General features: G+C 37.1%; 14 protein-coding genes, 1 tRNA gene and 2 pseudogenes. 7 read left to right on the top strand and 10 right to left on the bottom strand.

The window, feature by feature from the left end:
- Positions 1 to 365 precede the first annotated feature (365 nt).
- From ACFIKN_RS01555 to ACFIKN_RS01525, 7 genes and pseudogenes are all read right to left on the bottom strand, one after another.
- A complete protein-coding gene (locus tag ACFIKN_RS01555; RefSeq protein ID WP_375657807.1) occupies positions 366 to 1520 on the bottom strand; it encodes an MFS transporter in 1155 nt (384 codons plus the stop codon).
- A gap of 163 nt (positions 1521 to 1683) precedes the next feature.
- Positions 1684 to 1893 (bottom strand): hypothetical protein, encoded by a 210-nt coding sequence (locus tag ACFIKN_RS01550; protein WP_375654700.1) that lies wholly within the window; start codon positions 1891 to 1893, stop codon positions 1684 to 1686.
- 173 nt (positions 1894 to 2066) lie between these two features.
- Complete coding sequence (locus ACFIKN_RS01545; RefSeq protein ID WP_375657806.1) at positions 2067 to 3302, bottom strand: DUF2087 domain-containing protein; 1236 nt, start codon at positions 3300 to 3302, stop codon at positions 2067 to 2069.
- Between the two features lie 212 nt (positions 3303 to 3514).
- Entirely contained in the window at positions 3515 to 3973 is a 459-nt protein-coding gene (locus tag ACFIKN_RS01540; RefSeq protein ID WP_375657805.1) for a hypothetical protein, read from the bottom strand.
- Between the two features lie 210 nt (positions 3974 to 4183).
- Positions 4184 to 5376, bottom strand: a pseudogene (locus ACFIKN_RS01535) (MFS transporter).
- A 316-nt stretch (positions 5377 to 5692) separates the two neighbouring features.
- Positions 5693 to 6781 carry a DUF3792 domain-containing protein gene (locus ACFIKN_RS01530; RefSeq protein WP_375657804.1) on the bottom strand — a complete coding sequence of 363 codons (1089 nt, stop codon included), beginning with the start codon at positions 6779 to 6781 and terminating at the stop codon, positions 5693 to 5695.
- Positions 6782 to 7930: 1149 nt separating this feature from the next.
- Complete coding sequence (locus tag ACFIKN_RS01525; RefSeq protein WP_375657803.1) at positions 7931 to 8140, bottom strand: phage tail assembly protein; 210 nt, start codon at positions 8138 to 8140, stop codon at positions 7931 to 7933.
- A gap of 862 nt (positions 8141 to 9002) precedes the next feature.
- Between ACFIKN_RS01525 and ACFIKN_RS01520 the strand changes: the two genes are divergently transcribed.
- The 4 genes from ACFIKN_RS01520 to ACFIKN_RS01505 all read left to right on the top strand — a co-directional run bounded on the left by ACFIKN_RS01520 (position 9003) and on the right by ACFIKN_RS01505 (position 15037).
- Positions 9003 to 10199, top strand: a complete 1197-nt coding sequence (locus tag ACFIKN_RS01520) for a multidrug effflux MFS transporter (RefSeq protein ID WP_273791533.1) — start codon at positions 9003 to 9005, stop codon at positions 10197 to 10199.
- Positions 10200 to 10461: 262 nt separating this feature from the next.
- The gene (locus ACFIKN_RS01515; RefSeq protein ID WP_375631637.1) at positions 10462 to 11193 is read left to right on the top strand and encodes an alpha/beta fold hydrolase; all 732 of its coding nucleotides are present in this window, start codon (positions 10462 to 10464) and stop codon (positions 11191 to 11193) included.
- Complete coding sequence (locus ACFIKN_RS01510) at positions 11190 to 13364, top strand: isocitrate/isopropylmalate family dehydrogenase (protein WP_375657802.1); 2175 nt, start codon at positions 11190 to 11192, stop codon at positions 13362 to 13364. Before ACFIKN_RS01515 ends, ACFIKN_RS01510 begins: the two co-directional genes overlap by 4 nt.
- Before the next feature lie 866 nt (positions 13365 to 14230).
- Entirely contained in the window at positions 14231 to 15037 is an 807-nt protein-coding gene (locus ACFIKN_RS01505) for an N-acetylmuramoyl-L-alanine amidase (protein ID WP_375657801.1), read from the top strand.
- Positions 15038 to 16273: 1236 nt separating this feature from the next.
- Here ACFIKN_RS01505 and ACFIKN_RS01500 read toward each other — a convergent pair.
- Positions 16274 to 17470: a porin gene (locus tag ACFIKN_RS01500; protein ID WP_375631641.1), complete on the bottom strand. Its 1197-nt coding sequence runs from the start codon at positions 17468 to 17470 to the stop codon at positions 16274 to 16276.
- Positions 17471 to 17785: 315 nt separating this feature from the next.
- On the opposite strand from ACFIKN_RS01500, the gene ACFIKN_RS01495 reads away from it, so the two are divergent.
- A tRNA-Ser gene (locus ACFIKN_RS01495) sits at positions 17786 to 17876 on the top strand.
- A gap of 1468 nt (positions 17877 to 19344) precedes the next feature.
- Here the strand turns inward: ACFIKN_RS01495 and ACFIKN_RS01490 are convergent.
- Both ACFIKN_RS01490 and ACFIKN_RS01485 read right to left on the bottom strand, forming a co-directional pair.
- Positions 19345 to 20565, bottom strand: a complete 1221-nt coding sequence (locus ACFIKN_RS01490; protein WP_375657800.1) for an MFS transporter — start codon at positions 20563 to 20565, stop codon at positions 19345 to 19347.
- A complete protein-coding gene (locus ACFIKN_RS01485) occupies positions 20562 to 21035 on the bottom strand; it encodes a hypothetical protein (protein ID WP_375657799.1) in 474 nt (157 codons plus the stop codon). Before ACFIKN_RS01485 ends, ACFIKN_RS01490 begins: the two co-directional genes overlap by 4 nt.
- Positions 21036 to 22254: 1219 nt before the next feature.
- Between ACFIKN_RS01485 and ACFIKN_RS01480 the strand changes: the two genes are divergently transcribed.
- Together ACFIKN_RS01480 and ACFIKN_RS01475 are read left to right on the top strand one after the other, a co-directional pair.
- Positions 22255 to 22779 (top strand): DUF5930 domain-containing protein, encoded by a 525-nt coding sequence (locus tag ACFIKN_RS01480; RefSeq protein WP_375657798.1) that lies wholly within the window; start codon positions 22255 to 22257, stop codon positions 22777 to 22779.
- Between the two features lie 711 nt (positions 22780 to 23490).
- Positions 23491 to 23805: pseudogene (locus tag ACFIKN_RS01475) on the top strand (late control protein); the annotation flags it as partial.

Raw genomic sequence — 23805 nt, 5'->3', positions numbered from 1 at the left:
AATATAAATTGAGAGAGAATGGGCGGCATTAAAAGTTAAACGCGCATGGCGAGGCTTGAGATTGATTAGTTCAAAATCCTTAATGAGCGAATTATAAAAAAATGCTTTGGCTGTGTTGCACATGGATATCAATAGAATATTATTCGTGCAGAATGTAGCTACCTTACGCTTGTCTGCCCCCATAATACTTTATGCTATGAGGCAATTGGCAACGGAGCCTTACAGAGCAATCTTTAAAGACCGTTTCGAGCTTCTTTGCCGCAGATTGTATTACAAACCCATAATTGAGTGATTTATGGCGAATTATTTTGAGTGCTCTTGTTGTGCTACGGGTTTTCAAAAATGATATGTGACATGGAAGCTGCTTATTTTTTCGTTTGCATGAGGCAAAGGCAAGAAGCAAAGGCGGAGGCACCAACAATCATGCAAAAGGTGAAAGCGATATGATTGTTGAAATGGCTGATGATCCATCCACTTGTCCATGAGCCGGCAGCTTGGCCAATATTTGAAATAACAAGAATATAACTAAAAAGAACACTGGCAGAGAGGGGTGAGGTTGTTTTCCCTGCTTGATAGTATATCTCTGGAATCATGACAGATTCATAGACACTGTAGGCAATTAACGCAGTCACAGCGGTAAAGACCCCACCTATGAGGAAAAATGCAGCGAAACTTCCCATAAAGCAGAGCAGATAAAAAGTTGCTTTATCGGAAAGGGTGAGATGTTTATTGATTACCCCCTGCCAGATACAAATACTGATGCCAACAATTGAAAAGAAAATTCCACTATAAGGGGCGAGATTGCTGTCAAATTTATTGAGAAGTGTTGTGGTGGTGATGAAAATTCCCATGAGGAATGCACAAAGCAAAGCCGTGACCAGTAAATAAGCAATAGAACGATTATGTATTATTGTTTTTAAAGAAGAAAGAAGAGCTTTTTTTGTTTTTTTATTCTTTTCAAGAGATAATGTTTTATGTGGGTAATGATAAACAATTTGAATGGATAGAACACAAAGATACAAACCAATGAGTGCAAAAAAAGCCATTAAGAAGGTTGATGCGTTGTATTTTATGGCACTCGTTGCAACAAGAGGGGCGATAACGACAGCAGCATTTTGAAAAAAAGAATAGAGAGTTAATGCGCGTTTAAGAGCATTTTCATTGAGATGTTCTGATAAAATTTCTCTCAAAAATGGCTTTGAAACTGCTTTCGAAAAAGCCATTAAGGTAAAAAAGATCAACCATGCAGAAGGTGTGAGCGATAGGATAATGCACACAAAAGCGCTACTCCTTAAAATAAAGGCGCTAGCCATTAAGAGTTTACGCGAAAATCTTTCTAATAAACCCGTTGTGGTTACCATGAGAATGCTTTCAAGGATTACTGATCCAGCGAGATAAAAAGCGACATTGGCAGCAGTTATGAGAGAAGAGTTTCCAAGCAAAGGGAGTACAAAGAAAAAGGAAAATTCAGAAAGAAAAACTGTGCTATAGATGAAAAAAGTTATTTTATTTTTGCCCATGGAATTTCCATAGAAGTGTCGTTAAATGATCAAATACATTTTGTTGTATCTCTTGAGGAAGTTTTGTCAGCCCTGTTTCTGCTGTGCACATTTCGTTGAAATAGTATCCTTCTTGATTCACCAGCCAGCCCAATGCAAGAATATTGTTTTTTCTACGATGTTTTTAGAAATATCGAGCATGATTTGGATTGAGCAACAATACTGTGCCCTGATGTTCGCGCAACAACCGTAAGATCATTGAGACCTTGATCCTATATCTTCTCCTGATGATTTTGACTATTCCCAATTCTTTTTGATAACCACCCAATCCTTTTTGATAACCACCCAATCCTTTTTGATAACCAATTGGCACCCCGCATTCTTGCTTTTCCATTTTATCCTTTATGAAGAGGATGTACTATCCCCCCATAGATTGTCAACATATGAATGGGATGAATGATTTTGTAACCTTTTAATGAAATTATATTTTTTTAGTGGAAGGTTATTCATTCTCTTGAAATAGAGAAGAAAAACGATAGAGTTCGCTAATCATTTTTCAAATCTCTTTTAGCGCATGCGTTGATATTTGCCTCCATGGCGTTGTAAAAAACCTCTCTCAACAAGAGTGCGTCGTAATCGGGCAAAGTCTATCGTAAAGAGGTTGCATATCTTGGAAACTTCCGTTTCGCTATAGATTTTTTCCTTTTGAAAGGCTTCACCAATTTTTGATAGCATCTCTTCTGTTTCTAAATGGCGGTCGCTTAAATTTTCCCTATTTCGCTCATGTTTATTTTCTAGCATTTTCCACACTGTCTCTTCGGCTTGAAATCCTGCTGTTGTGTTGTGAATAAGTCCAAGATTCAAAAGGCGATTGATGGATTTGTGAATGTTTTTGGCATCTGAATCGACATGTTTGAGGATATCAGTAAGATTTTTTGCACCAAGGATAATGGCGGCATAAACAGCGCGCAGTGTTGGTGAGGTCATGGCAGAGATCAGTGAATTGCGGGTATTGCGTTTGTGAAGGGTTTCTTTCCCCATGGGCAAAATATCATTGCGAATGGGAATTTCATTGATTTCTATGAGTTCTGCTTGGAGCGATTGTGCGCGTACAATTTGTTCGGCAGAGGTGCGTTTGCGAATAATCCCCAGACCACTTTGGCGATATTTGTGGTTTTCGGGGAGTGTTAAAGCTTCATAGGAGCCATCAAGCCGGTAGAGAATTTCTTCCCAGATGGGAGTTCTGACGCGTCGAACCCGTTGTTCGCCATTGAGAGCAATTGTTGTTGTCATTGTTGGTTCATGTAGACATAGATAACCACCAGCGGTGATGTGTTCCCAAACTGTGGTAACAAATCGCACATCATCTGCGGGCGTTCCAGCATCAAGCCAAACAAAATCTATTGGTCCCCAAGATTTGAGCGTTTCATCAAGAGAGAAAAAATTCTCATGGATAAATGTTACCATGTCTTTTTCAATACCGTCTTGAAGCAGTTCTTGCCATGCTTCTTCGGCTGATTGGCCTTCTGCTGAAAAATCATCAATGGTGATAAGCCGTGGTTCGTAATTCTCAAGGATTCCTGAAGGGTCAAGCAAAGCTGTGCGCTCTTCCCAGGTGGAGGATTCTAAAAGTTTTTTATCTTGTTGCCATGCTTGTTTTGCTTTTTGCAGTGCTTTTGCGATAAAGCACGTACTATCACCAGCACCGATTTCAATGACTGTGCGCGGTCTTGCCATTTGAATGAGCGCATAAATGAGCTGTGCACTATTTTCTGTTCCCATATCGGGGCTTATCAGGGACATCTTTTGATCCTTATCATTATTTCTGCTTTTACAAAAAACGTGGTTGTTTGTTCTATGGGGTGTTGAATGTGCATTTTGGTTGTGGCTTTTTGCAAGAGAGGGTTGGTTTTTTCATTCAGTTGGATTGTACGCCCATTGAGTTGATTAATGGCAAGAGTGTCAAGAGAAGAATCTATGATAATACTGTTGGCTCTCGTAAAAGAGCGGTTGCATCATTTTCTGAAAATGCTTTTTGATCTGTTTTGATGAGACCCGTGTCGTAAAAGTGAGATCAAAAGACTTCCAGAGGCAAGAAGAGTACCATTGAATTGTATTTCTCTCAGTGATTGGACATAGCAGCTTTCACGAAGTGCTTCAAATGTGGGAAAGTCGAATCCGCCAAATGTCGCTCCTTTTGTAGAAACAATGGTGATGGGTTGTATTTGCCGTTTGCCAATGAGTGCTGGTTTGTTTTTTATTATTTGTACATCTTTTGCCCATTGAATGTGTGATAAAGGATTGAGTTCACGTGGGTAGACAGCAAAAGAATTGATGGCTATGGGTGGTGTTGGTTTTTGCAATTCAAGTGTGTGGGAGCTCTCATGACAATCATGTCGCATATAGTCTGCCAGTTGCCACACATAGCCGCCTGTTCCATTGTAAAAGTTTAAGCCTATAGGATCTTGTTGCATGATGTTAAACCGGTTTCTTCTGCTTTGAAATATCAAGTTTTGGCAATGGTTGTTTGCTAGGGTTGTTTGCTCTTCCACACTCAAGAGTGGTTCATCAAAGTCTTATTGGTTGGTATGGGGTTATAGGGGAGATACAACGATTTCATCGAGGGGTGATTGTCATGCCATTTTTGGGTTTGGTTTGCCTGAGAGCAAAGATAGTAAAGTTCGTTAACCATTATCATATTCCTTTTTTTGCATAGTGCGGTTTATGATAAAACCTAATATGCCTGCGATCATTGTGGCGATGCCAATGATAAATAGTGTGCTTTGGGTGTGATGCACTTTTACAAAACCGGCTCCTAGAAAGCCAAGGCACACCGCTGTTTGTAGGATGAAAATATAGGCGGGCATTTGGTTGTTTCGGTGTTCTTTTTTAATGGCTTTCATCATAAAACTTGCCATTAGAGCATTTTGTACGCCGTTTGCACCCCCAAGGATAAAAAATGACAGCATCATCAACCATACAATATGTGTTAAGGAAAAGCAGAAAATTGCAAAGCCAATTATTGCAGCGGCAAGTGATGCTCCAGCGGCATTGCCAAAGCGATGAAAAAGGCTGGAGAAACAGAGTGGACCAACCACGAGGCCAAGACTTAACATGCTTGTGATTACCCCATAGGTTTCTGCACTGAAGTACAGCTCCGTGCGGATGCGGACAATCGATAAGACGTTGAGAGCAGAGGTGAGGATGATAGTAATGATGAGGGGAGAAAGAGCATAGACAACATTTTTTTACGCAAGAGACCCGTTAAATCTAGCCCTTTTTTGGCTTGCTGTGTTGTGTTTGTTGTTTGCGTATGTATTTTTAAACTTTTAAAACAGAAGAGAGTGATAAAGGTAGCACAAAGAACCATGATGGATAGTGCAAAGAGCCCTTTTTGCCCATTTGATATTCCATACAATACACCCCCTAGCAGTGGTCCGGCAATGTAGCCAAGATTACGAACTGTTTGGATAACGCGGTTTAGTCGATCTAGTTGCTGATCATTGGTTGCAAATTCTGGGACGGAAACGAGGATAGCAGACCAAAAGAGTGAACCAGCACAACCTAGTGCGAAAGAAAGTGCAATGTAAACCCAAAATTGGTTGGCAATTGCGGCAACGGCTATGAAGAGTGCTTCAAACAATAAAACAATGGGTACTGTTCGCGCTGGTTGGAAGCGATGCAAGAGGCGTGGTGCAATTGGTCCGGCACAAATTGCCCCGACAAGCCCTGCAAACAGCAGCATTGAAATAGATGCTGTGCTTTCTGCTAAGTGGAGAGCAAATGTAACTTGTGCTGTTTCATCGGCAAAGCTGCTAAAGCCCAAAACAAGGAAAAGTCCCATTTGGGTAAAAATCATGGATTTTTTCTTTGTCACAATGCTCCTCCCCAAGAGGTTATAAGGTACAATTTTCTTCTACGTGTTTATGGTATATCCCATGCTTTGTATAGTTTTTCTTGATGATCAGTTGAGAAAGGAAGTTTTCAGAGCTCTTTTCCAAAACAAGCACAATGCCTATTGGCAGCGATGAGCAACTCCTTATGTTTTTTGAAAGGGGAGTATTAAGGATGATGGGCTGGTGAAGTTGTCTGATATGAGAGAGACAATAATACAAAAAGACAATCAGAAGATTTTGCAAAAAAGCTGCACTATACGTGCAGCTTTTTATGTATTTGCTTTAAAGGTAGACGTTTTAAAGCATGAAAGTGTCCTTACGGCTTCTATAACCATAATAGCCAAAAACACTGGAAATAATGGCGCCTACCAGACTGCCTAAAAAGCCCCACCACCCCATATTGGAGGCTGTTTTTGTGGCTTTAGTCGCAGTGTTTTTGGCGCCCTTGATCGTATCCTCAAGATTGTCTGAGAGTGTTTCTGCCCGTTCTTCAAGGACTTTGATGGCTTTTTCGGTCTTTTCCTCTGCTCTTTGATAGAGTTGGACGGCACGGTTGGCTGCTGTTTGTGCATCCGCACGCGACATGCCATCGGTCACAAGGGCCTTGATGATATCACTTCGATCAAATTTTGTCGTGAGATCTTCTACACGATCGGACAGACGCTCACCAAGATTTTTTAAAGTGGTGCGATAGTAAGAAGGATCATTTTTGAAAGCTGTTATTGCAGAACCAATATCATTGAGTGCAGCTTGATAGGTTTGTTTTAAGCGCTCAGGGTTGAGAGCAGGAATGTCGCTTTTATTGAGAAGGGTGCGCAATTCACTCGAAAGTTGGTCAAAATTGATGCCATTGTCACTATTTTTTGCAAAAAACTTTTCAAGACTTTCGCTGTTTAATTTTGCAAGTATGGGGGAAATATTGTTTTTTAGGCTGTCCACGGTTTGTTGGACCATGGAGCTGTTTTCTAGAGCCGTTTTAGCTCCTATCTTTGCTGTACTAGAAACCACGTGGATGGCTTGGAGGGTCATCAGCAATGTTATGAGAGCCCAGGTGAGAAAGCCATGAAGCGTTCCTGAGGTTTCAGCAAAACGTCCAGCTACAAAGCCTCCCAAGGCTAGGCTAATCAGTGTAACGATAACAGAGCCCACGCCAAAGGAGAGGAAAGAGCCTTCAAATGGGGTTGAAGAGGTGAAATCCATTTGGCTTAAGCCTAAAGCGGCGACCAGAAAAGAGAGGCAGATTGAGGTGGCAAGAGCCGTCACCAGTCCCGCAAAGATTGCGGACCATGAAATGGGTGTGTGAAAGAGTGAATATTTTTCTTCTAGAGATGTTTCTCCTAGAAAATTCGTCTCGAATGGTGTGTTTTCAGGAATGCGAGTTTCCATGTTTTATCTCCTTGAATATGCTGGAGATACAATGCCTTTTTGCAAATTATGTTCCAAAAGTGAATAGATATGCGCCAAAAAGGACAGAAAACATCGAAAACAAGACGGTGATCATTAACTTAAAATTCTTCTTACATGACTCCAGTCTAGAACTGATAATACCAGTTTATCGAGAATTTTAGTTGATGGGGGGATAAACGGTCTATGAGGAATAAAGGAATGGCTCTCTTTTCCCGTTCTGTACTGCAATGTTTAAAAGATTGAATGTCGTTGTGAAGTTTAATCTTTCCCCCTTAGCTTAAAAGTAAGCTCTCTTAATGCTTTTCTTTCAAGTAATGTCCCAGATACTGCTTGAGGAAAACTTTGTAAACGCTTTTCCATCATTGATTATGTTTGAAGGTAAAAAGTAAAATTCTGGAGTCTTTATTTTATTATTCATTTTTTTGTAAAAACAGCGCGTCTTCTAAAATTTTAGTTTTTTATATTGTACTTATAATTAAAAGAATGCTTCAATTATTCAAAATAAATATCAAAAGTATTCAATTCAAAAAGCTATGAGAGATAAAAGAGAAGGAAGAAACATTAGTGTTCTAAGCTGTTTTTCCTTCTCTTATTGCTCTATATCAAAACAATGCTAGAAAAATTTTCTAAGTTCTTTGAGTAAAAACTCCCAAAACCAGAGAGGAAAGTTGAAAAGTTTTGAGACAATGTCCAAAAGTTTCGAGATTCTCTCCAAAGGTTGTTTTTTAGTTTCGCCCGTAGTTTTTTTATACGATGTAAGAGCACTTTGATTTGAGAGATAAATTTGGTTCGATGGACCATCTTGTACTAAGAAAGTGCATTTTGTAAAGGTCATGCGTTCCACCTTTATGACGTAGGGATTATGAACTGTAATCGGTTCATAGGTGCTACAGGTTTTCACTTTTGCATTTGCAGTTGTCATGTCTTCTGTTTCAAATGTATTTGTGTAAAGGTTACTTGTGCGTTTTTCGGGTTTACTGTCGATTAAAATACATTCATCCATTATGCTTTTTATGGGTGCATTTACTTTGTTTATAAAGTTTTTGAGATGTTTAGAAAATTGAGTTTCTAAGGATAGGATTTTTAGGGATGGGATTTTTATGATTGTATTCATTTTATCAAGTTTTTTTAATACTTTTTTTTTATTAAAGGCCCGTCAATGTCTTTAATGTTTAAAAAATCACGAACACCAAGTTTACTGATGGCATTATAGGACCACCCTGAAAGACATGCGATCATTTCAATTGATTGCTCGTCACCTTCTTTGCTCTGTATTGCTTTTAAGTCTTTAAATTTCGGGCGGCGTAAGGTGATTTCTGTGTATGTCTTTCCTTCCACTTTAATAGGTACAAGTAATTGCTACATGGCTCGTTCTGTTATATTCATTACTAGCTTCTCCTTGCTTTCTAAATTAGATGCAGAATGATTTATCAAATTTTTATTATAGCATGTTTGTCAATAGCTTAGGCAATAAACTTTGTGCTGGCTATGTAGAATGAAATTCTAACAAAATGGACAAGATGAATTTAGATTTTAGAGCGAGATAGAAGCACAATTTTCTTTATGATATTAGTGGGCTATTAAGTTTATTTGCTCAATTATTTGTGTTGATAAAGACTTCTCCATGAGCCATTATTATATGCTGTATTGTTACAATAATATTTGCGTGGGGAGTTTTGAGGAAAGGGAGTTTGTGGCTTCTTTTTTCTTTGAGCGTTGTAAACCAATTCTGATAAAAGATGTTGTCGGGAAAGTGATGTTGTTATCATGGAGAGGGATAGAGTTTGGGAGCGTTTTTGTTGATGATATCAATGAAAAAAGCTGATGAAGATAGGGCAACATGAATACAACAAAATGCGCTATTTCGGATTGGGAAATATATCTCTGAAGGAGAGTTTTGATCTTTTAGCTTCTTTTGCGTATAGTTTTAAAATTGCGATTTGCTATGCTTTAAAATTAATTATAAAGTGAAGCACTAAGTGTTTATTTACGTGTTGAGTGTGTGCGTGCGGATCATACACTGGATTTATGTATCAACAAGCTGAATTATTCTCGAATAAAGTAAAAGAATAAAGAAAATTGATTATTTTATTCCCTGTGGATAAAGTTAAAATAGCTTTATATTTATAAATATAAATTATTATTTTTCTATAAACGTAAAATTTAAATATTTTTAAATTTAAGAAATGTGACTTTCCTGATGAAACATAAATATACATTACCATTCATTATACTTATCGTATGTTTATCAACAGGAGGTTTGATTTCTACCGATATTTTTTTACCAGCACTGGGCGATATGCGTCAATATTATCAAGTGACACAATCTCAAATTCAAAGTGCAGTGGCGGTTTTTTTGTTGGCATTGGCACTTGGACAGCTCATTTATGGGCCGCTGAGTGATAATTTTGGGCGTAAAAAAACACTTCTATTGGGCTTATTCTTGTGGTTATTTACGACACTTGGTGTGATTTATACGGTTCATATTCACGCTTTTCTTGTGTTACGTTTTTTGCAAGGTCTTGGTGCTTGTGCGGGACTTGTCTTAAGTCGTGCAATTATCAATGATTTGTTGGATAAAAAAGCGGCTGGAAAACTTTATTTGATTGTTTTCCCTTTTATTGGAATGTCACCAGCGCTTGCACCTTTCATTGGTGGACTTTTGATACAGGCTTTTCATTGGCAGGCAACTTTTATCTTTTTAAGCTTTTTTATATTTTTGACCATTTTGCTATGTTGTTTTGTGCTAAGCGAAACTCTACCCCCTCAAAAACGGCAGCATTTTTCTCCGGTAGGATTGATGAAGGCATATTTAGGTGTTTTCAGAAATAAACAATTTATTTTTTATGCACTTATTCCGTGTTTTTCTTACGCTGCCTATTTTGCTTATATTGTGGAGTCGCCTTTTTTACTCACGACTTTGGGGTTATCACCGATACACATTAGTTATAGCTATATTGGTGTTTCGTTTCCCTATATTCTGGGAAATCTTTTGGCGCGATGGTTTTTTGAACGCGAGTCTATGGAAAAAACTGTGGGCAGAGGGTACATTATTTTTGTGATAGGTGGTGTGCTGTTTGCTTTGCAAATGTATCTAAGCCCATGGCCCCTTGTGACAAGTTTTATGGCTATTGCTGTTCTTACTTTTGGAAATGGTTTTTTATTGCCGTTAGGAACAGCGTTGGCTATTTCATCGCATCCGAAAGCTGCGGGAGCGGCTTCTGGTGTTATGGGATCTTTGCAATTAGGAAGTGCGGCACTCAGTGCAGCGGTTATCGGAAAAATCTCTGGTCATAGCCCACGGGCTATGGCAACTTTGTTAGCTGTGTGTTGTATGATTGGTTTTATCATTTATATTCAAAAAGCGCGTCATTTTATGACTTCAGAAATAAGCTGAGTGAAATGATAAAAAGAAAGCATTATGCGGAAATGCTTTTGATGTTTTACACAAATGGGGCACCTGTACATTAGATGAATTTTTTTTATTAAGTTTCTGGATTGAGTGGGTTTAAAATTTGTTACAAGCTTAGTTTGAGTTTAACAAATCGATTATTATGAGGGGAGAATATGAGCATAGAATTTCAACATATTTTCATTATATTGGGTAGGAAAAGTTCTGGCTCTAATGCATGTTTAAAAATAAGGGGAGGAATTGATCAATGGGACTTCCTATTATTATTCTCTCTCCTGTAATGCCAATTTGGGATGGTGGTGTTTTTTGTTCTCCATTGACAAAGCTATGTTCAACAAAAGGATTCCCTGTCACTCTGCTGGATACGCTTTCTCTTTTTCCTAAGGGTTCTCATGTTCTCAATTATTCTGCTGTAGACATTTTATCTTTTATGGCAGAAAAACTTAAAAGCTATTTTAAAGAGCCCGCAGTGCTTGTGGGATTTTCTATGGCTGGAACATTGGTACAAATATTGGCAGCCCAGCTTCCCAATGTCCAAGCTGTGCTTGCTGTGAATGCACCTGGCTATCCAGATAAGGTTTTGCAACGGCGCCTTGGAGATATTTTTGCCTCCTTAGAAAATAATGATTTATCGGGGGCTTTGGAAATACTCAATGGTTTTATGCATCCTTCTGGCATTATGAAAAAAAGAGTTTTATTGGAGATTCCCGATAAACAAAAAAGCGTGGCAATTGAACGCATGACAAGAGGGTTTAAACTCTTATTAGAAATAGATGCTAGAGATGAAATAGTTAAGTATAAGGGGAAGTTTTTAGCTTTAGTGGGAGAAAAGTCGCAACTTGCAACGGTAGATAATCAGACAAAAAGTCATAATCTGAACCATGAATATAAGCTTATCTCTGGTGCTGGTACGCGTTTGTGGGAGGATAATCCTACTATGACGGATGCAGTCATTGATGAGTGGATGGAGGGACTATGAAAAAGAAAGTTCTTGTCTTACCTGGTGATGGGATAGGACCAGAGGTTTGTGATGCTGCGTTGATGGTTTTAGAGCAATTTCAATTGCCGATTGAATTGACTTATGGTGATATTGGTTTTGAATGTTGGAAACAGGAAGGAAATTCTGTCCCTCAAGCGACTTGGCAAAAAATTACTCAGAGTGATGCTATTTTACTTGGTGCTGTGACCAATAAAGGAAAAGAAGCGGCTTTAAAAGAACTTGCTCCGCATTTAAAAGAGAAAAACCTTGCCTATGTTGCTCCCGCACTTCAACTTCGCCAAAAGTTAGGTTTGTTTGCAAATATACGTCCTGTAAGATACATCTTTGGTCCGAGAAAACCTTTTCATTTTTGTGTTATCAGAGAAAATAGTGAAGGCCTTTATGCTGGATTGGATTTTCGGGGTATTTCTCCTGAAAAAGCCGTTTGGCTAAAACATCCAAATTTGACAAAATATGGGCTTGAGGAAGCTGCGTGGACAGTCCGTTTGCAGACACGCTTTGGTTTAGAGCGGTTATTTGAATATGCTTTTTCTTATGCAAGGAAATATAGCTTTAGGCGCGTTACTTTTGCTGATAAGCCCAATGTTATGCGAGAAAGTGGACAATTTGCTCAGGAAATTTTTGAGAAAATTGCGCAAAACTATCCGGAAATTGAAGCAGATATTCATAATGTTGATGCGGTTGCTTTGTGGATTGCAACCAAGCCAGAGCGGTTTGGTGTGATTGTTGCTGAAAACATGTTTGGCAATATTCTCTCTGATCTTGGCTCTGGGATAATGGGGGGATTGGGGCTTGCATCTCATGCGAATGTGGGGAGCGAGATTGCTTGTTTTGAACCTGTTCATGGAAGCGCACCACGTATTGCTGGACAAAATAAAGCAAATCCTTCTGCGATGCTTTATACCACGGCTTTACTCTTAGAGCATTTAGGCTTTAAAGATGCAGCAAAACAATTATCTGAGAGTGTTGATCAGGTTATTCGTGCTGGAAAAACCGTTACCTATGATCTTGGAGGTGTCGCCTCTACCCGTCAAATGGCTGAAGCTGTTCGCAATTCTCTTGTGAAGCCTGTCTTTGTTTGTCGTGCGGCGATTATCACTGTTGGTGATGAACTCCTTTCAGGACAATATTTGAATACGAATTTACAAGATTTAAGCCAAAGCTTGAACAAGAGAAATATTCAAGTCACACGTCATTTTGTCTGTGCTGATCAATTACAGCAAATCAGTGAGACTGTTGTTGCTTGTCTTGGACAAGAAGATCTTATCATTATCAGTGGGGGATTGGGACCAACATCAGATGACATAACACGTGATGCGGTTTCTCAAGCTGTAAAGCAGCCTTTACTACATCATGAAGATGTTTGGCAAACAATAAAAGATCAATTACAACGATTAGGGATTTTGGTGGATAAGAGTAATGCGCGTCAAGCATTGTTTCCTGAGACAGCAACCGTGCTTGATAATCCTACAGGCACAGCACCAGGCTTTTATCTCTCTTGCGATGGAAGTACGCTTGTTGTTTTGCCTGGTCCACCATCACAGGCTCTTGCGCTTTTAGAGAATTATTTAGAACACAATGAGAAGAAATATTCTTCTGTATCGCGTGCGGAGTATGCATGGACTTTGATTGGAATTGATGAAAGTACAATTGCGCAGTGGGTGGATGATCATTTTGAAAATGAACCCTTTGAACGGCATTTTTTATGGAAAAGCCCCTATGTTCTTGTACAGCTTGTTGGTCAATCAGAAGCGCCCTTGGAACAACATTTCGTGGAAGAATTTGAAAGTCATTTTCACCCCTATTTGGTTGGTGCAGAAGTTACTACTGCTTGTAAACAATTAGCAATGCACGTTGAGGTTCATTGGTCTGCCAATGATCCGCGGCTTTTAGAATATTTTCAGCCCATAGAAAAAGGTAAACAAGATATTCCACTGCTTGAGGTTGAAGTGAGCCTAGAGCCTTCATTGGAGACATTAGAAAATCAAGCAGAAAGCCTTGGACATGCCACGATGACTATACGGATGAAAGGTTATGATGATGATCGTGTAACTTTTCCCTATACGCGACCACTTTTAGGTGTCGTCTTACAAGAATATGCAGCTTGGTTGGTTTTAAAAAGATATTTGAAAACGGAGAAGAAAAAATGAACCTCTATGGGGACGTAACAATATTTCTTAAATTATTAAACGTTCTATTATAAGAAGTATTTTGATCATTTTCTTAAGTGGTTTTTATCTATAGGGTATTTTTTCTTTTGATGTGTCATTAAATGACTTTGATTGATTCAAGATTAAGAAAAACTTTACGATATTAGGTTCGCTACATTCAATATTTATAATGATTAATTATGATTATAAATCAATATGTTATATTTCATAGAGCTGATGACAAGGAATCCAGAGACTTCATGTGCCTCAAGCGTTGTAGATAATTCAGATTCTTTGTAAATCAAAAAGCGATGGTGTGAAAAGACAAGAAGTCGTGTCATTTACAGGAAAGTTTTGCAAATTTTATTGAACAATATGTCCGTGAAGAGTTTTATTGTGAACATGTGCCGTTCCGTGATCTGATAATAAATTGCTGTAAAGAGCTCATAAAATTTTTCCTTTAAGTTTTTGTGTGATTGCATGATCGTTGGGTGTTCGCTTCCGAGGGGCGATATTTTTCAATTTGATAACAGGAAGAACTATTTTTTCTGTAAGACGTGAAGATTTAATGAGTGATCATTTTACGCTTTTGTTTTCCTTTCGATTGGTAATTTGTAGGAATTTGTTTGGGGAAAAGATTTAATGCGGTGTATTTGTGAATGTGGTTAAAAACATTTTACGCGTGTGTGGGGGAGAAATAAAAATGTGTCTTAATTGTTGATAAGAGTGTCAATGTTTTTGATGAACAAATTTTAGGCGTAATTCTTAGTATCTGATTAGGAAGTTCATTGCGAAATTTTTAACAGTTCCTGTCCTATCTGTTGTGGTGCGCAGTGGTCTTTTTAAGCAACAAAGAAAGGGCTTTTATGTATCAGATTGATTACAACAGTTATCGTTCTGTCAAGAGTTTTAATCGTCGCGTTCGTTTTCTCGTTATGCATTATACGGCTCTTGATTTTAAAGCCTCGGTTATGGCGCTTACAGGAGAAAAGGTTAGTGCACACTATCTTGTTCCTGATCCTTCAGAGCAGACATATCGTGAGGCAGGCTTTAAGGACATGCGTATTTTTAATCTGGTCGATGAAAATGAGCGTGCATGGCATGCGGGTGTGAGTTCATGGGCTGGGCATAGTCATCTCAATGATGCGTCTATCGGGATTGAAATCGTTAATTTAGCGACGGGTCATTCTGAGTCTCCAGAAGAGACAGTTGGTTTTATGGCTTATCATGATGAGGGGGGGATATTTCCTCCTTATAATCCAATACAAATTGATGCCGTTAAGGAACTTGCCTTAAATATTCTTCAACGGTATCCCGATATTATGCCAACTGATGTGGTGGGACATAGTGATATTGCCATTGGAAGAAAAAGTGATCCAGGAGCAGCTTTTCCATGGAAAGAACTTTATAAGGCAGGTATAGGAGCATGGTATGATGATGAACTAAAAAGTCATTATCAAGAGCAATTCTCTAAGAATTTTCCACCCAAAGAAGATGTTTTGGCGAAGCTAAAATGTTATGGATATGACATTTCTGCTGCGTGTCCCCAAACAGGATACAAAGATTTGATCCGAGCATTTCAACTTCATTTTCGTCAAGAAAATTATGATGGGATTCTAGATGTTGAAACAGCAGCAATTCTTTATGCATTGGTTGATAAGTATTTTCCGTGAATTCAATGCGTTTTAATTGAAAATATGGCTTATGATTACGTGTAAGCCTTTTTGTTATCAAGAGAGGCTGCTTTTTGCCAATTGGCTTTATGTAAAAAAGGCATTAATCGTGTAAAAAATCCCCTGTACGGTATAAGGCGTTTTATGAAAACATAACTCTGAAAGCTCTATGATTTGCAAAGATTAAATTTACTGTTTCTTTTCTTTCTTTAAAAACGCGTAAAGTCAAGATGTTGCGTATATGATGGCATGCTCCTTACGCAGGATAAAACGCTTCAAATAAAATGGACTTGTGTTGTATATTTCCATGCTTGTTTTAAAGCAATGTCTTTTAATGCGTATTACAACACATATTTTACAGCGACGTTTATAGAGAATATAATCTAAAATCCTCTATGAAGTGTATCCTCATTTTTATGCTTAATAAAAGTGCCTAGCACTATCGTACATTTTGTCAAATCTCAATGTTACGACAACCCTTGGAGTTTAAAACGATTCATAAAAGGGTTTTCTTTACTCGTTTTTATTCACACGGCTCTCTCCGCTTGTTGTACAAGTGAAAGGTTTTGGTTGATTGAAACATGAAAAATAATAAATTATGATTATAAATCAATGTGATGTAGGTTCAGGAAAAATAGGGGTATTTACAGATTGCTACTGATAGGGGCTTTATTCTTTAGAAGGGGAAGAGGTCAATTCATTTTTTGAAGATATATCGCTTTTCTCTTTTATTGCTTTAGGGAATATTTGCATCGTTTTGACAGCATGTTTCTTGATGATTAAGTTTTTTAATGAAGCCGTGTTATAAAACATTGTGTTTTAGAGTGTTGATAGAAGACACATTCAGGCATATCAAAAACACAATGATGTCTTGTTTTTTTCAATATTTTATCTGTTCAGTACAGAATTGACCAGAGAAGTTCATGACCTAAATTAACAAAGGTTAGAAGTAAATTGCTAAGAAAGACCAATTTGGTCATAAAGCAAAAGGGTCTGCTCATGCTTTAAAGGGCAAGGAAGAGATTGTGTTTGAAGTGATGTGTAAACGCCCGTATGCAGTGCTCTTATCAAGCATATCAGGGTTAATCTTCTGAGAGTAGTTTTGTGAAACTAAGTCGTTTTTTTCCGAGAGACAAGACAATACGTATCAGGAAAAGATATTCATGATATTTGATTCCAAAAATAAAAACTGGCAAACCATGTTGCCAGTTTTTAAAAGCTGTAGCTTAAATAGGATTAGAATGAACGCTGTAAACGGATCATACCTTGAAAAGCACTTTTCTTATTGAATAAATGTTTTTCATCATTATTTTTATCCGTCACAACGCGATCATCATTCCAAGAAACATAGGTTAATTCAGGTGTAATCACAAATCCTGGAACCAGCGTGTATGTAATATTTACAGAAGTTGCAAAGGTTTTTACAGCACTATAAGAAACTTGAGCATTCAAATTTGCTTTTGGAGTAAGCTTGTAAGTGGCACCCGCCCAAGCAGCCCATTTACCACCCCAGTTTGCATAAATCGTTGTGCTTTGTCGTGATAATTCATTTTTTGTATTTACTGTGTAGTAATCAAGGCCATTTTTATAACCAGCCATTACCCATAGATTGAAACGATCGTTGACATTGAAATCTGCACGTACTTTTCCAGCCCACTTTTTGTAGTAAGCATCATATGCTGCAACTGCTGAAAAACCACCCCATTTTTGCATGAACTTTATACCCAAAATCACATTCGGGGTGTAATTTTTAATTGCTTTACTTGGAAGAGTACCCTCAGTGATAGAAACAAGCTTATCATCTTTATCAATGTAGTATCCTGTTATTCCTGGAAGAGAATCTGCATTATTGCCTAATTCAGCGCCGATAATAGCAGAAAAGCCGGAATCACCATTAAAGGTGTAGGAAATAAAATTGGTGCGTGTTGTGCCGGCAGGCGCTATGCTGTCATCATTGAGAACATCTCCATAATCACCAGTCCAGCTGTTGAAAATTGTGTCATCAAGACCTACGCGAAAACCACCCAGTTCAATGTAAGCCGCGGCAAGCTTTGCAGCAGCGTTGTCTCTACCATCACCCCAGTTTGAATAAATTCTTGCATATGAACGAAGTGTTCCCATTTCTGTTTCAGAAGCTGCTTGAAAAACAAGGGTGAGCCGTGATGCGGCGCCGTAGGTTTTTCTTTTGTCTCTTAGTTCAGTTTCGGTTGTTGCATCGATATTATTACCGCCTATAAAATCAGTACGAACATTTCCTGATAAACGCATGCAGGTTTCTGTTCCAGGGATATAGAAATATCCTTTTCCGTAGGCATCACAAACGCGAATATATTCTACAGGTTCGGGTTCGGCGATAACTGTTGAAGCGGCATGTGCTCCAGAAATTGCTAAAAAAGCTGCTGTAGAGCTTAAAAAGAGGGATTTAATATTCATATGGGATCTCCGCGGTCCGGTTAAATTTCTTCTAAAGAGTACCATTTGCCTAACGCATTAAGGACAAAGACATAAGTAAAATACGCAGCACTTGTTATCTTAGCTATAACTAATCTTTTTAGAGTTTCAAATATGAAATTACCTTTTTGTAATATATATATGTACTATTCGAGATGCTGTGGTAAAAAAGACACAATTCTTGTTTTATTAACTTTTGCTCCCTATGGGATCAATAGGAGAAAAATTTTCAGATATTTGGGAAAAAAATCGAAAATGTCTTGAACTTTCTGTTGATACCATTTATGCCTCTCTGTTGGAGAGGTGGCCGAGTGGTCGAAGGCGCTCCCCTGCTAAGGGAGTAGGGCTCAAAAGGCTCTCGAGAGTTCGAATCTCTTCCTCTCCGCCATCTATTGTTATAAAAGCAGTTGATTGTGTATAGGAATTTTGTTTTCAGTGATTTGTGCTCATTTGCTTTTCTACCAATCTCAATTTTGTGAAGTTTTTTGATTTCTTTTCTTGCTAGGCGTTTTCTATCAGCTACTCTGCTATAGAGTGGTGCTATTTTATCTTCCTTCTATCTAAATTTATGTGCGAAATTGTAATACCTGTATTAGCAGCGCGTGTGGTTGCTCATTTTCTTAATTCCTGTGTTGATTTTTAATTTTATGTTTCATGAAACAAGTTACAAAAATTTCTTTTCTAATGGTGTAAACTAAAGCAAAACCAATGGGGGATATTTTAAGCGCAAGATGTTTCATGTAAATTGCTATTGTTGATAAAGGAGAAAGCGAAGCTCTGTTATAGCAATCACATTGACGTTGCATATTTTTTAGCTAAGGATTGCTTATTTATTTTATGGATATAGGGAGCAGCATGAACGTTTGTAAGAATAAGCGGCCGTAAAGCTAGATATGTTACGGATTTGGTTCTACAAAGTGTTTTTGATCTCCCTATGTCGTTTCAATCGTTTGGTGGCATATTTATTATTTTATGACGTTGTTTTACTAAGCTTTTGCTTTTGCGTGTCAATCAACACCTATTCCTTATACAACGGCATATTTGAGATCAATATTTAAGATGGTTTACTGCTTTATCGGTTATGTCAGCTTTTATATATCAAATAGGGGAGAAAATATTGTATATATCTGTTAGCGAGTTATTTCTAAAAACGGAAGGATCTTTTAATTTTGAAAAAAATATGAAAACGGAAAAGATGGAAATGAGCTCCCATTTTTATCATCATCTTATTAATTCAGTTTTACAAATTTCATGAATCTCTATGGTCGTGTCCTTTAAATAATGAAGATTGCGTATCTCACGCTTTTGTTTATTCCGTTGGGATTATGCCTCTCATATAAAAAGCATGTTCTAAACACAAATATACTTGTGTTGCCAATTTATGCACTTGTTTTAAAGAGATATCTTTGCAATGTGTATAAGCCCATTTTGCGACGCCACCTCGTAAATGGTATAAAACACAAAAGTTTCTGTGAGACACATAAAGCCTTATAAAGCCACACCATTTGTATCCTTATGAAGATGCAAAGAGGCATATTATATATCTGCCTTCCTGTTGTTATAGATTTTAACTATGAGAGTTCATAAAAGGCATTTTTTCTTTTCTAAATTGTTTTTATCTATACGGCTTTCTCCACTTATGATGTGCAAGCAAATGATTTTGATTGTTTCAACCATAAAAATAGATTGAAAAGAAAGAATCTTACAATATTCAAGTTTGGTATATTATGATTATAAATCAATGTGTTGCTTTATATTTGCATTGTATATTGAAAGTTGGATGTGGCAATGCTCTCAAAAAAGTATCGATTTCTTTTAGAAAAAAACATTGTGGGTGAAATGTTATGGTTTTCCTCTCATAGAGACTTTTGAGAGTGTTTCATCCATCTCATGACAACCAAACCACACATGAAAAAAGTAATGGTCGGTAATATTAGGTAGTAAGACGGAGAAACTTTTGCAGGAAGAAAAGAAATAATACTCAATACTGTAATTGAAAATATTCTTCCGCTAAAAGAGACAGCACCAACAATACCAGAAATATGTTGCGTTTGTTTTTGGTTAAGTTCTGAGAAAAATAAGCTTTTTGCCCCGATCGGTACAGTGCAAATAAATCCATGGATTAAAGAGAAGGCAATGACTGATGCAGCGGTTTGATGGCTATGAACTAAAAAATAGAGCGCTATGCACATCAGAGCAGAAAAGAAGGAAAAATATTTTATAGAATTCTTATATTTTTTATCAAGAACATGATACTTAGACATCAGTAAATTTGAAAAATATTGTGCTGAAAAGGCTCCAATATGGCAGCACATCAAGACGAGCATTTGCGAACCGTTGAGGTGATGAATTTTTCCCCCTGAAAGTATTATCGGTTGCCAGAAATGATAAATAATCTGAATACCAGCGCTAAAAAGGCACATGAGGAAAATAAACCATGCTCCTCCTACTGTATTTTGAAATATCCAGAGCGTTTCCTTGGCATTGTGCAAGATTGTTTTTGTTTTGGACGTTTCAATTGTCGTTTTCTTTTCTTCAGGAACAATAAGGAATATCAAAAAAATAAATCCCATCATGAGGCATGAGATGATATATCCCATAAAATATTGTCCAGAGTAATAGATCGTTCCAATTCCTACAATCCCACTGAGAATACTTCCGAAAGAGTTAACCTGGTGGTAGAGATGAGCATAATGCGAAAAGTGATCCTGTTTATCGCCTAGAGAATGGTAAATCCATCCGTCAATGGCGCTGACAATGATGCAAATGCCCGCTGCATAGAGAATTTGCGCAATAATAAGTGCTGTCATATTGGGAGCTTGAAGGCATAGAAGATAAAATACTCCTGTCATAAAGACCCCAGCCATAACGGAATATTTACGCCGATATCTGTCAGATAAAACAGCACAGGGAAAATCAAGCAGCAGGATGGTGGTGGAAAAGACAACCTGAAGCAGAGCTAATTGCGCCAGACTCACTCCCATGGACATTAAAAAAATAGCATGGTAAACACCAATGAGCATGCGGACAGCATTATAGGAGCCATAGTTGAGAGCAAGGGCGCGTGGTCTGTTCATTGTGTTGTTCCATAGATTGTACAATAAGAATTTCCACTGAAAAGAATATTTTTCTGTGAAAAGGTAGCGGTTTCATATCCCCATTCAGGGATCAGTGGAAAGCTGTTTTCCATAACCACCCCAAAATTAAAAAGGTCCCTTAGTCTATATGAGACTTCAAAGCGTATTAATGAGAGCAAATGATGCAATTTTAAAGTGATTATGAGGAGCAACATAAGCCTCATAAATGAGATTGTCATCTTTTGAGGGGAGTTGCTTGTGGGGCTGTTGCTTTCATAGCAATCATTTTGTCTAGATCTGTAAAATGATCCTAGGACGGCAAGATCATTGACATAATTAGAACTTATAGAGGCTTGTTTATTTTTTATATACCATTTACTGATCCATTCTCTTTGCTGATCAGGTGAAATAGCACAAATGATCCATAAATCGGTTTTTGGTAATTTTTTGATATCTTTTTTTATAGTCATCAACATTTGTAATCCCCCCCCTTTCTTTCTGACTGTTTCTCCGTATCACTTTACGTCTAAAAAAGTTTTTTCAGAATTCATCTTTACTTTATTTATTAAAAATTTATTAAAAAGATTGTCTCGCAAGGTGCTTTTTAATCCCGTCATTACGATTAAGAATTAAATTTCTGATATAAGAGGAAGGGTGCATGATACATTGTGACTAAATACATAAATCCCTCCGTATCCTGAAATGACGATTTCCTTTTGCAAAACAGTATCTGGAATGGAAGCTCGATAACCTTTACTTTGATCATGGAAATGATAACCTAAAAGAGTACTTATGAGTGCTTGAAGATATTCTTTAGATATTACAGACAGGACAAGAAAATAGTTAAAAAAAATCAAACGTGGGATGAAAGCTTTCATCTTATGATGGGTAATGGTGAATTTTAAACTTCATCTACTGTTTTTTTGAGCTACTGTGCTGTAAGAGAGATCAAACTCCCCCAATTCATGTCTCTAATTTAGATCATTGATCATAAATATTATATACTGTCTTTTCAAATTATAACTTTGCTCATTGTTTGTCTTCACTGATTAAATCAACATTTCTCTAAAAATGCCGCTTGAGAAAAATGCATTCTATCAGTTTAATACTCTATGATCTTTTAATTAATTTAAGGAAGATAGCATAAAATATACGATAAAAAATGAATAAATTTCAATCTTTGTAAAAAAACACAAACTTTTTACTGCTGCTGATAAAAAGCAAAGCTATATTAAAAGTAGCCTTTATACCCTTCAATATCATTGGTTGTGTTTATCTGTTTTGTCTACTCATTATTTCACCATTGTTAATATGATTGTTAATCAAAATGTCATTTTTGAATTATTTATAGCATCGTATTAAACTCTTTTAAAGTCATGGATAAAAGATTAAATTACTCCTCTAGAGATATAAAACTAGATAGAAAATTCCATGGCTACTCTGTTGAATAAATTAGTTTTTATAGATTTACTCTATGTGTAGCGTATTTAATTGTTGTACAACTTATCATTTTTTATTTTTATTGTAGATTATTTAAAATAGATTTAATAAATTTCATTATGAATATTTTGATATGAATTTATATGTCTATTTAAATTGTTGTGTTCAGAGAAAAATAAAAAAATGTTTACAAAAAAAGTTCTGTTTAGAGAAGGCTTATTGCTTATCATATTTTTGCTACCATATTTTTTGTCTACCTCGCATGGCTATACGGGTATAGATAAATTATTTTGTTCCACAGTGGTTAGGGAGCGCGATGATGCTGTTCAAAAGTTGGATTCAGTCAAGTTTGAAAAAGAAAATGCTGAACGGGGATGGAGCGATACCGTAAAAATATTGAATGTGATGGTAGACGACTTGAAGAGAATAGCTCTTGAACAGCAGGAACTCTATTTGGCATTGCTGAAAAATATGCCAAACAACAAACAACTTTCTTATAAATATCAAACAACTCTAAAACGCAATGATGCGGTTTTTGAGCGGCTCGAGAAGGCTTTTACTTTATTTGAGCATGTTGAGAAAAGGACAGAAGCCTTTCGAGGGCTAGGTGAAGCAAATAAGCATAAAAATCAGTCTCAAATGTTACATTACTTAGAAGTGATTTCTGAACATCATGGACATGTTGATGGACTCAATAAAGAACTTGAAAGGCTCAATCACGAAGTTGATAGTTTAAACAATAGGCTTCAAAATTTGAAGAAAATATCTCGATAAGAAAACAGCAAAGTTGTTCATTGATGCAAATGAGGAAAAATGCATGAGATGATGAACAACGATTTCATTGAAAAAGGAATGAACGGTGGGATTTGCAATAGTACTCATCATATCCGTTATGGTTATTATAGGGACTCTTTGTTTTTTGTGTAACAGAAACTGTCAAAGAGCGGAAAGAGATAGATGGAAAAGATATGGAGAATCACCAGAAACACGCTCCGAAAATGAAAGAAAAAAATGAGACCAGTATGACAATACAAGAAACATAACCATTTCATGAGACGCTTTAAAATCCAGATAATAAGGTTTTGGGAGTCTCTTCAGCATTTGATAAAGAATCTGAAGTTTTAGCGTTTAAAGAAGTTATGGTCCTTTCATCGAAGGACTATAAAATAATCATCTGCATATTTGTTATCATTTTGGCAGTAGACTTTGTTATCCAGATGTTGGATAAGGTCATTATCCAAGTATTGGATGGGGGCAGAGAGTTTGATATCTTTACTTTTATATGTATTTTTAGCTTATTTATTTTGATCTGTTGTTTTATGGCTATCCCGATTATTTTAATTTTACACAATACGATTGAGGAAAAAATTGAAAAAAATACTTCAGCAATATAAACAGATTTGAAATGAGAGAATCTTACAATATTCGGGTCTCTTATTCAATATACAAAACAGTAAATTATCATTATAAATCAATGTGTTGTGTAATAAAGCCGATACATTTGAAGCAGAGTTTGATGATAGTGGCAATGATTTAGAGGTTTCCTCAAGCAACAGCACTCTGCAAGTGATTTTTGGCTATGAGAACAGCATCAGTGCATTTATGGGGTGTTTTGTTGTCGAATCGGTTGTAAGTTGTGGGGGCAGTGATGGAGAGATCTTGCGCCTTTGTGGCAAAAGTGCCTCGATGCGTAAAGAGCTCAAAGAACAGGTGAGTGAGCATTTTGATCACAAAACTGTTGGTGAGATTGTTGAGACACTTGCCAAACGCCATGGCTATCAAGCAAAGGTCAGTCCTCAG

The sequence above is a fragment of the Bartonella sp. CL436QHHD genome (genome assembly GCF_042195105.1).
GTDB lineage: Bacteria > Pseudomonadota > Alphaproteobacteria > Rhizobiales > Rhizobiaceae > Bartonella.
Note: the sequence above shows the minus strand (reverse complement) of the source record. Positions and strands in the feature narration are given on the sequence as shown.

Excerpts from the sequence above, each read along its gene's own strand:
- ACFIKN_RS01545 (WP_375657806.1), bottom strand. The coding sequence starts at position 3,302 with ATGTCCCTGATAAGCCCCGATATGGGAACAGAAAATAGTGCACAGCTC.
- ACFIKN_RS01510 (WP_375657802.1), top strand. The coding sequence starts at position 11,190 with ATGAAAAAGAAAGTTCTTGTCTTACCTGGTGATGGGATAGGACCAGAG.
- ACFIKN_RS01530 (WP_375657804.1), bottom strand. The coding sequence starts at position 6,781 with ATGGAAACTCGCATTCCTGAAAACACACCATTCGAGACGAATTTTCTA.
- ACFIKN_RS01485 (WP_375657799.1), bottom strand. The coding sequence starts at position 21,035 with ATGACTATAAAAAAAGATATCAAAAAATTACCAAAAACCGATTTATGG.
- ACFIKN_RS01505 (WP_375657801.1), top strand. The coding sequence starts at position 14,231 with ATGTATCAGATTGATTACAACAGTTATCGTTCTGTCAAGAGTTTTAAT.
- ACFIKN_RS01490 (WP_375657800.1), bottom strand. The coding sequence starts at position 20,565 with ATGAACAGACCACGCGCCCTTGCTCTCAACTATGGCTCCTATAATGCT.
- ACFIKN_RS01550 (WP_375654700.1), bottom strand. The coding sequence starts at position 1,893 with ATGGAAAAGCAAGAATGCGGGGTGCCAATTGGTTATCAAAAAGGATTG.
- ACFIKN_RS01555 (WP_375657807.1), bottom strand. The coding sequence starts at position 1,520 with ATGGGCAAAAATAAAATAACTTTTTTCATCTATAGCACAGTTTTTCTT.
- ACFIKN_RS01520 (WP_273791533.1), top strand. The coding sequence starts at position 9,003 with ATGAAACATAAATATACATTACCATTCATTATACTTATCGTATGTTTA.
- ACFIKN_RS01540 (WP_375657805.1), bottom strand. The coding sequence starts at position 3,973 with ATGCAACAAGATCCTATAGGCTTAAACTTTTACAATGGAACAGGCGGC.
- ACFIKN_RS01515 (WP_375631637.1), top strand. The coding sequence starts at position 10,462 with ATGGGACTTCCTATTATTATTCTCTCTCCTGTAATGCCAATTTGGGAT.
- ACFIKN_RS01500 (WP_375631641.1), bottom strand. The coding sequence starts at position 17,470 with ATGAATATTAAATCCCTCTTTTTAAGCTCTACAGCAGCTTTTTTAGCA.